Origin of the sequence: Falsiroseomonas sp., from assembly GCF_030695085.1 — a bacterium.
Classification (GTDB): domain Bacteria; phylum Pseudomonadota; class Alphaproteobacteria; order Acetobacterales; family Acetobacteraceae; genus Falsiroseomonas.
This window is the reverse complement of record NZ_JAUYTS010000206.1, coordinates 19631-29010: the sequence shown is the minus strand read 5'-3', so window position 1 is coordinate 29010 and position 9380 is coordinate 19631. Positions and strand designations below refer to the sequence as shown.

7 protein-coding genes are annotated in these 9380 nt (G+C 68.1%); 4 read left to right on the top strand and 3 right to left on the bottom strand.

Annotated features, from left to right (window positions below; translation table 11 throughout):
* Together Q8S40_RS21830 and Q8S40_RS21825 are read right to left on the bottom strand one after the other, a co-directional pair.
* The coding region (locus Q8S40_RS21830) for a tripartite tricarboxylate transporter substrate binding protein (protein ID WP_305672089.1) at positions 1 to 915 on the bottom strand (915 nt) is incomplete at its 3' end.
* A gap of 56 nt (positions 916 to 971) precedes the next feature.
* A complete protein-coding gene (locus tag Q8S40_RS21825) occupies positions 972 to 2066 on the bottom strand; it encodes a helix-turn-helix domain-containing protein (protein WP_305672088.1) in 1095 nt (364 codons plus the stop codon).
* Positions 2067 to 2363: 297 nt separating this feature from the next.
* Between Q8S40_RS21825 and Q8S40_RS21820 the strand changes: the two genes are divergently transcribed.
* The 4 genes from Q8S40_RS21820 to Q8S40_RS21805 all read left to right on the top strand — a co-directional run bounded on the left by Q8S40_RS21820 (position 2364) and on the right by Q8S40_RS21805 (position 8280).
* The gene (locus Q8S40_RS21820) at positions 2364 to 2918 is read left to right on the top strand and encodes a hypothetical protein (RefSeq protein WP_305672087.1); all 555 of its coding nucleotides are present in this window, start codon (positions 2364 to 2366) and stop codon (positions 2916 to 2918) included.
* A 39-nt stretch (positions 2919 to 2957) separates the two neighbouring features.
* Positions 2958 to 3962, top strand: a complete 1005-nt coding sequence (locus Q8S40_RS21815) for a patatin-like phospholipase family protein (RefSeq protein ID WP_305672086.1) — start codon at positions 2958 to 2960, stop codon at positions 3960 to 3962.
* A gap of 149 nt (positions 3963 to 4111) precedes the next feature.
* On the top strand, positions 4112 to 5200 hold the full coding sequence (locus Q8S40_RS21810; protein WP_305672085.1) for an efflux RND transporter periplasmic adaptor subunit: 1089 nt from the start codon (positions 4112 to 4114) through the stop codon (positions 5198 to 5200).
* Positions 5197 to 8280, top strand: coding sequence for an efflux RND transporter permease subunit (locus Q8S40_RS21805; RefSeq protein ID WP_305672084.1), 3084 nt, complete (start codon positions 5197 to 5199; stop codon positions 8278 to 8280). The genes Q8S40_RS21810 and Q8S40_RS21805 overlap by 4 nt, the downstream gene beginning before the upstream one ends.
* On the opposite strand, the gene Q8S40_RS21800 is transcribed toward Q8S40_RS21805, so the two are convergent.
* Entirely contained in the window at positions 8267 to 9208 is a 942-nt protein-coding gene (locus Q8S40_RS21800) for a helix-turn-helix domain-containing protein (RefSeq protein WP_305672083.1), read from the bottom strand. The two genes, Q8S40_RS21805 and Q8S40_RS21800, sit on opposite strands and share 14 nt — an antisense overlap.
* Between the last annotated feature and the right edge of the window lie 172 nt (positions 9209 to 9380).

The window sequence follows — 9380 nt, the reverse complement described above, 5'->3', positions numbered from 1 at the left end:
CGCCGTCAGACGCGCAGCGAGATCGGGCATGGCAAGTGCCGCGTTGGCGGCCGCGTTCAGCCGCGCCACCGCCGCCGCAGGCGTGCCGGACGGCACCACGAGCCCGCCCCAGGACGTGATGCGGAAGCCGGGCCAGCCCGTCTCCTCAACCGTCGGCAGATCGGGGAATAGCGGCGTCCGCTGCGGGCCGGTGACCGCAAGGCCGCGCGCATCACCAACCCGCAATAGGGCCTCCAGCGAGGAGAGGCTGTCGCAGGCGATGTCCACCTCCCGTTTCCGCAGGGCCTCTGCCAGCTGAGGGCTGCCGCGGTACGGCACATGCACAAGCTCGACCCCGGACAGTGAGCGCAGCAGCTCCATGGCCAGGTGGCCGGTCGTGCCTGTGCCGGGCGAACCGTAGGTGAAGCGGCCAGGAGCGTCCCGCAGCAGCGCGAGAAGTTCCGCCAGCGTCCGGGCCGGCAGCGTGGGATGCACCAGGACGGCGTTCTGCACGAAGCCGAGCAGGGCAACCGGGGCGAAGTCCCGTTCGGCGACATAAGGTTGCCGCCGTAGCATCGCATCGTTGATCGCCATCGTGACGACACTGCAATAGCCGATGGTGTGGCCGTCCGGTTGCGCCCGCGCCACCTCGGCAAGCCCCAGCGTGCCGAAGCCGCCGGGGCGGTTCTGGATGACAACCGGGCCAAGCAAACGACTCATGCCCTCGCCCACCAGCCGGCAGATGAGGTCCGGCATGCTGCCGGCAACAGACGTCACGATGAGGATGAGGGGCCGGGAGGGTGCCCAGGCCGGATGCGCGCGCGCGGGCTGATCCGCGGCCGCGAGAGTGATGGGCAGGGCCAGCAGGTCGCGGCGCCGCAGCGCAGCGCGGCATCGGTGCCGATCCTGACCGTCATCGCCAGCCTTGCGTGGCATCTTCACCTCCCCCGGCGACCCAAGCCCAACCCGCTGGGCACGTCACGACCGCGGAGCTACGTGGCCTGCAGCAGATATTGCAGGGAGCCGGAGACACTGCGGTTGCAAGGCGGGATCTTGTGGGTGGCGCGCAGCATGTGCGTCATGCGCAACTCCCGCGGCGAAATGCCGAAGGCGCGGCGGAACATGCGGCTGAAGCTCGACGCATCGAACAGACCGCTTGCCGCGGCGATTTCGCAGATGCTGCGCGTATCGTCCGGGTCTGTCAGCGCCCGGTAGACCGCGTTCAGTCGCTCCCGCTGAATGAACAGGGCCACGCCACCAAGCGGTTCGAACAGTCGGTACAATTGTGAGCGCGCGATCCCGGCCTCCCGGCACAGCCGCATGGGTCCAAGCCGCGCCGACCCGAGATTGGCCCGGATCAGGTTGCGCAAGCGCGCCAGCTGCACCGCAGCAAGGGGCGCCGCAGCTGCCTCCTGCCGCGCCGGGCTCTCCGCGACGGCAAGCGCGATCATCGCCCTGGTGGCATCCGCCAGGCGCTGTCCATCCGCGACGGTCATGCGTGGAAGCTCATCCGCCAGCAGCAGAAGATAGTCGCGCAGGAGAAGCCCGCTCGGCGTGTCCAGAACCTGGCATCCTGACACCAGGGGAACGACAGCGGCTGGCAGGTCCTCGCGCGTCAGATACAGATGAAGCCAGCCGGAGCGGGTGCGTGCCGCCTCGAAGGGTTGTGCCAGCGAATGCAGGACAAGCTGGCCCGGCTGCATCACATGGGTCTGATCCTGCGTGCGGTAGATGCGGTGGCCATGCGTGGCCAGGGAGAAGGACAGCAGGTCGATCCCGTCGCGGCGCAGGTTGGTTGCCGAGCGCCGATAGGTCCCAGCCGGTGTTTCCGCCGCGAGCAGTGCAAGCCCGCCGAAAAAGAAGGTGGTCGCACTTACCTCGTAGGACTCAGGCAGGATCTCGGGCGAGACGTAGTCAACAAGCCGCGCGTTGGTGTCACGCCAGGCGTCGAATTGCAGGCGCGCGGGCAGGTTCCGCGTGGTCTGGCGCAACGGCTTCAGCAGGCATGCGACCGCATTCTGCGACGCCACGCCATCGTCCCGGTTTTCATGCGCAACCGGAAGCGGGCCAGCCTGTTTCTCGAACATTGGCGCCACTCATCAGCATTCACCATTTCAATATGCAGTTCGTGCCTGCCTCATCAACAAAAAAAATAAACCAACATTGCCTCATTCGTAGCCAGGGATGCGCAATTTCATTACTTTTGTCCCAATATCCATTTTTATCCTTTGGGTAAGCGGATTCATCCGGGATGTATCCGGGACATGCGGCCAAGCGCCGGGACGGCATGACGATGCAGGCAGCCGGGCGCAGGCCTAACGTCAGGCCGTTATTGAGCCGGAGGCCTCATGTCCGACGCCGTAATGGCTGCGCCGCCGGCTGCCATGCCAGCCGCCTCGCCCGCCGGGCCGAACCTCGACCTCGAACTGGTGGATATCGGCCAGCTGGTCGCTGTGGACGCCGCCTGGCCGCTGCATCCCGGCTGCCTTCGCGCCGCGGCGGAAGGCGAGATCATCGAATGGGCGCGCCGCCAGCCCGCGGAGGTGCCGCTCAGTGTCACCATTCGCCTGCCGCCCGACGCCATGGGTAGCGCCGACAAGGCGCGGCTGGGTGACGCGATCGCGACGCATTTCAGCCTGCTGGCCGAGGCGCAGGAGCGTTCCGTGAAGGAGCACTTCTCCGATGCACGCCGTAGCCTGGCTGTCGGATTGGCGATTCTCGCCGGTTGCCTGACCACCGCCTTCTGGCTCGCCGCCGATTTCCCCGAACGCCCGCTGACCCGCATCGCGCGCGAGAGCATCGGCATCCTCGGATGGGTCGCGATGTGGAAGCCGGTCGAGATGCTGCTGCATGACCGCCGCCCGATCCTGCGCCGCCTGCGCCTGCTGCGCCGGTTGGCGCAGGCTTCCGTGCGCGTCGTCGCGTCCGGGCCGCGGTAGCCTCCAGTCGGGAAGCGCATGATGCAGCGACGTGATCCCGTGTCGGTCGACCTCGCCCTGCAGGGTGGCGGGTCGCATGGTGCCTTCACCTGGGGCGTCCTAGACCGGCTGCTGGAGGAACCATGGCTGGAAGTGGAGGGCATATCCGGCACCTCCGCCGGGGCGATGAACGCGGCCGTGCTGGCCAGCGGCTACGCCATCGGCGGCAGGCAGGGGGCGCGCGAGGCGCTCGATGCCTTCTGGCGCCGCGTGTCCCGAAGCGCCACCTTCAGCCCGTTCCAACGCGGGCCGGTGGATGTGATGCTCGGCCGCTGGACGCTCGACAATTCGCCCGCCTTCCTGATGATGGACCTGCTGGCCCGGATTGTCTCGCCTTATGATATGCCAAGCGTCGCCGGCAACCCGCTGGCGGAAGTGCTGCGCGACAGCGTGGATTTCGCGGCGTTGCGCGACGGGCCGATCAAGGTCTTCGTCACCGCCACCAGCGTGCGCACCGGCCGTGCACGGATCTTTCGCAACACGGATCTCAGCATCGCGGCGTTGCTGGCCTCTGCCTGCCTGCCCCAATTGTTCCAGGCAGTGGAAATCGAGGGCGAGCCCTACTGGGATGGCGGCTTCGCCGGCAACCCGACGCTGATGCCGCTGGTGACCGAACTTGCTTCGGACGACACCATCCTGATCCCGATCAACCCGATCGAGCGCCCGGGCACGCCGCGCACCGCGCGCGATATCCTCGACCGGGTCAACGAAATCTCCTTCAACGCGGTGGCGCTGAAGGAGCTGAAGATGATGTGGCTGCTGCGCAAGGTCGCCGACCCCGGCAACACCGAGGGCGCGGCCTGGGCGCGCATGCGGCTGCATGTGGTGCGGAACGAGGTCATGGCCGCGCTCGGCTATTCCTCGAAGCTCAATGCCGAATGGGCCTTCCTCGAATGGCTGCGCGAAGCCGGGCGACGGGCGGCGGAGGATTTTCTGCGCGATCATGCCGGGGCCCTTGGCGTGCGATCCTCGCTCGACCTGGATGCGATGCTCTCGGGTGTTTAGGGCAGCGGCCGCCTGGTCCGGCCCAGCCTGCGAGCGTTCAAGCCGTCTTGGCTTCGGGACGTAGGGGGTATGGCCGGGACGTGCCGCCGATCAAGGAAGGTGGGCAGAACGGTAGCTTCGCACGGCCCACCAGTGCAGGGATTTCGAGCATGTCGAGAGTTCCGGGCGGCGCGAAGCTGCCCTGCCTGTTGCTCGCATTCGCGGCACTGTCCGCCTGCGGCGAAGCGCCGGCGCCGCCCGCACCGGAACCGCGGCCGGTGCGTGTGGTTACCGTGGAATCGCGCGGCGATACCACCACCGTAAGCCTGACCGGCACCATCCAGGCGCAGACCGAGGTCAATCTCGGCTTTCGCATCGATGGCCGCATGATCGAACGCCTGGTGAATGTCGGGGACCGGGTAACGGCAGGCCAGGTGATCGCCCGCCTCGACCGCACCAATGAGGAGAACGGGCTGCGTGCCGCGCGCGCCGCCCTGGTGGCGGGCCAGGCGCAGCTGGTGGAGGCCGAGGCGAATTATAGCCGCGCGAGCGAATTGCTGCGCAGCGGCTTCGGCACCCGGCAGCGCTACGACCAGGCCGCGCAGCAGCGGCAGACCGCACGCAGCGCGGTGGATTCAGCGCAGGCGCAGGTGAACATCGCCGAGAACCGGCTGAGCTATTCCGAATTGCTGGCCGATGCGCCCGGCACCGTCACCGCCCGCGGCGCGGAGGCGGGGGAGGTGGTGGCGCCCGGCCGCATGGTCGTGCGCCTCGCCCGGCAGGATGGTCTGGACGCCGTGTTCGACGTGCCCCCCGCTGTGATGGACCGCGCGCCGCCGGGCATCATCGTGGCGGTGGCGCTGACGCTCGATCCTGTCACCCGCGCGAACGGTCGTGTGCGCGAAGTCTCCCCCAGCGCCGACCCGGTGACCGGCACCTTCCGCGTGCGCATCGGGCTTGAGGACCCGCCGCCGGGGCTGCGGCTGGGCTCGACCGTGACCGGGCGTATGGAATTGCAGGGCGGCACGGGCTACGCCCTCCCTGCCAGCGCCCTGACACGCCAGGGCAGCACACCTGCCGTCTGGGTGGTGGACACGAACAGCCAGACCGTCTCCCTGCGCCCGGTGGAGATCCTGCGGCACGACCCGGCGCGCGCCGTCATCGGCTCCGGTGTGGCCGCCGGCGATGTCGTGGTGACGGCCGGCGTTCAGGTCCTGCGCCCGGGTCAGCGGGTCCGGCTGCTGGATGGCGCACGATGATTGGTCCGAACCTTTCCGAATGGTCGATCCGTCGGCCGCAGCTTCTCGCCTACTTCATGCTTGTCGCAGTGATCGCCGGCAGCATCGTGTTCTTCCGCCTTGGACGCAACGAGGACCCGGCCTTCACCTTTCGCACCATGGTGGTGCAGGCCGCCTGGCCCGGTGCCACCATCGAGGAAACGCTGGCGCAGGTGACCGAACGGCTGGAGCGGACCCTACAGGAAACCCCGAACCTCGACCGGCTGCGCAGCTACACCGTCGCCGGACAGACCACGATCTTCGTCGACCTCAAGGGCTCCACCCCACCGCATGTCGTGCCGGACATGTGGTATGAGGTGCGCAAGCGCATCGGCGACATGCGCCACACCTTGCCGCAAGGTGTGGTCGGCCCCGGCTTCAACGATGATTTCGGTGACACCTTCGGCATCATCTTCGGCTTCACCGCGGACGGCTTCAGCCAACGCGAGTTGCGCGACTACGTCGAAGCCATCCGCTCGCGCCTGCTGCGGGTGCCGGACGTCACCAAGGTCGAGATCCTCGGTGCGCAGGATGAGGTTGTGTTCGTCGAATTCTCGCTGGAGCGGCTCGCGGGACTTGGCCTGAACTACCCGTCCTTGATCGCCGCCCTGCAGGCGCAGAACACCGTGCAGCCCGCCGGCCTCGTGCAGACCGGTGATGAGAGGCTGTCTGTGCGCGTCTCGGGCGCCTTCCAGGACGAGGCGGACCTCGCCAAGATCTCCTTCGTCGCCGGCGACCGCCTGGTGCGACTGACCGACATCGCCGAGATCCGCCGCGCCTATTCCGACCCGCCGCAGCCGATGTTTCGGGTGAATGGGCAGCCCGCCATAGGGCTTGCCATCGCGATGGGCGCAGGGGGCGACATCCTGGCCTTGGGCGAGAACCTGCGGCGCGAGATGCAGGCGATCCAGGGCGACCTGCCGGTTGGTGTCGAGCCCTTCCTGGTGGCGGACCAGGCGAAGACAGTGGACACCGCGATCGGCGAATTCACCGAAAGCCTGTGGCAGGCAATCCTGATCATCATGGCCGTCAGCTTCGTCGCACTCGGCATGCGCGCCGGCGCGGTGGTGGCGCTTTCCATTCCATTGACGCTGGCCGTCGTCTTTCCATTGATGCAGCTGTCGGGCATCGATCTGCAACGCATCTCGCTCGGGGCGCTGATCATTGCGCTGACCCTGCTGGTGGATGACGCGATGACCACGATCGACGCCATGATCCGGCGCCTGTCGCTGGGTGACGGCAAGGCGCAGGCGGCGACCTTCGCCTACAAGACTCTGGCGGCGCCGATGCTGACCGGCACGCTGGTGACGATCGCGGGGTTCATCCCGATCGGCTTCGCCGCCAGCTCGGCGGGTGAATACACCTTCTCCATTTTTGCCGTGGTCGGACTTGCGCTGGTGGTCTCATGGCTTGTCGCGGTGCTGTTCGCACCCTTGCTCGGCATGGCCATCCTGAAGGCGCCGAAGGCCGCCGCCGGCGCCGCGCCGGCGCCGCCTGGCGCCTTTCTGCGCGGCTATGCGGCCTTTCTCACCTTGGCGATAAGGCTGCGCTGGGTGACCATCGCCGTCGCCATCGCGGCCTTCCTCGTCTCGCTCTACGCGCTGCGCTTCGTGCCACAGCAGTTCTTTCCGTCCTCGGACAGGCCGGAACTTCTGGTGGACCTGACGCTGCCGCAGAGCGCTTCGATCCATGCCAGCCTGACGGCGGTGGAGCGGCTGGATGCGGCGCTGGCCCAGGACCCGGACGTCGCGCATTGGAGCACCTATGTCGGTCGCGGCGCGATCCGCTTCTACCTTCCCTTGAATGCGCAGCTGCCAAATCCCTTCTTCGCCCAGGCTGTCGTCGTGGCGAAGGACGCGGCCGTGCGCGGAGCGCTGCAAGACCGGCTGGAAGCTCTGCTGGCCGAGCAGTTTCCCACCGCCATCGCCCGCGTTTCACCGCTTGAGCTTGGGCCGCCGGTCGGCTGGCCGGTGCAATACCGCGTGGTCGGCCCGGACATCGAGACCATCCGCGCCGTCGCGCTGGAGGTCGCGCAGGAAGTGGCAGCAAGCGGCGGCACGCGCAATGTGAGCTTCGACTGGATCGAGCCGGCCCGTCAGCTGCGCGTCGTGGTGGATCAGGAACAGGCGCGCCAGCTCGGCCTGTCTTCCGCCGCGATCGCCGGCACGCTGAACGCGGCCATCACCGGCACGGTCATCACCCAGATTCGCGACGACATCTACCTGGTCAGCGTACGGGCGCGCGCCACTGCGGCGGAACGCCTTTCGCTGGATACGCTGGAGACCATGCAGGTGCCGATCCCCGGCGGCCGCACCGTCGCCCTCGGCCAATTCGCCACCTTCGAGCATGGTCAGGAATATCCGCTGATCTGGCGGCGCGACCGTGTCTCGGCCCTGACCGTGCAGGCCGATGTGCGCCCTGGCGTGCTGCCCGAGACGGTAGTGGCGGAGGTGACGCCTCGCATCGCCGCAATCAACGCAAGGCTGCCTGCCGGCACCCATATCGAGATCGGCGGCATTGCGGAGGAAAGCGCCAAGAGCCGCGATTCGGTTATCGCGGTGGTGCCGGTGATGATCGTGGTGATGCTGACCGTGCTGATGTTCCAGTTGCAGAGCTTCGCGCGGCTCGCCCTGGTGGTGGCGATCCTGCCGCTCGGCCTGATCGGCGTGGTGCTGGCGCTGCTGGTGTTCGACCGGCCGCTCGGCTTCGTCGCCATCCTCGGCATCCTCGCCCTGCTCGGCATGATCGCCAAGAACGGCGTGATCCTGATCGTGCAGATCGACCAGGACCGGGCCGAGGGCATGGCGCTGCGTGACGCGGTGCTGGCGGCCGCCACATCGCGCCTGCGGCCGATGATGCTGACGGCGCTGTCCACCGTCCTGGGCCTGATCCCGATCGCGCCGACGGTGTTCTGGGGCCCGATGGCGTTCGCCATCATGGGGGGACTGCTGGTGGCCACCCTGCTGACGCTGATCGTGCTGCCGGCGCTGTATGTGACGGTGCTGGAACGGCGCGGCACGACTTCCGAACCGAAACCTGCCCTGGCCCTCAACGAAAGCTGAGCGCCGCCGCCAGGCCCGGGAAGGCGTGCGCTGTGGGTGCCGGGCGGCTCGCCAGCACCTCACGCGGGGTGCAGCCGAATTCGCGGCGGAAGGCCCGGGTGAAGCTGGATGCGTCGAAGAACCCGACCGCGTCCTTGATCAATCTGATGGAGCATGGCCCATCCGCGCGCGCCAGTTCGACATAGGCGCGCCGCAGCCTGCGAAGCTGGATCGCGCGAGAGATGCCGCCGGTTGGCGCAAAGCAGCGATACAGCTCGGAACGGGAAAGCCCGGATTGCCGAACCAGTTTCGCCGGCGAAAGCTCCGGGTCGCCCAGCGCGGCGTCGACAAGTGCGATCACCCGCGCCCGCCTTGCAGTCTCGAGCTGCAGCCGGCTGGAGGTCGGCTGCATCTCATCATCAAGCAGGCACGCCGCGAGCATCGAGGACAGGGCCGCTTCCAGCCGCGTTGCCTCCATGGTGGCGATCTGGTCGGCGGAGGCGGCGATGCGCGGCAGCATCCCGGCCAGCATGCGTGCCGCCGGACTCAGCACCGGCACCGCGCGCGGTGATGCGAAGATCGAGGCAAGCTGCGGCAGGCATTGCGGCTGGATGAACACGGCGAGCCACCGGCCGCCGAGATCGCGCAAGCCAAAGCCCTGCGACAGAGAGCCGAGCCAGATCGCCACGGCCGGGCGATCCTCCTCGTCGATCCGCAAGGCGACCATCCAGTGATCCAGGCCATCCCGCAGACCCTGGCTGCGCGGCCGGCGATAGCTGGCGGCCGCGGCCTGCATGTCCAGCAGGGTGTGTCGGCCGAGCCGGCGCAGTGTGGCCTGGCCGACGAAACCCTGCTCGCTGTCGCGTCTTGCCGTCACGTGCACGGCCGGTTGCCAGAAGGCGCGCCAGGCGTCCAGGCGGATCGCTGGCGGCAGGTCGCGCGTATCCACCGAGAACCGCTGGGGCCCTTCTGGGGCGGTGGGCTTGTTCGGGGCCGGATCTCGCAGATCGGCCGCGCCAGGGTCGGGCATCTGAGGCTCACTCTCGCCAACGCCTCTCCCCGCTTATCGCGAAGCCGCCGGACGTTCCAGCTTCGTGACGCGCCGAGGAATGCGATGCTCA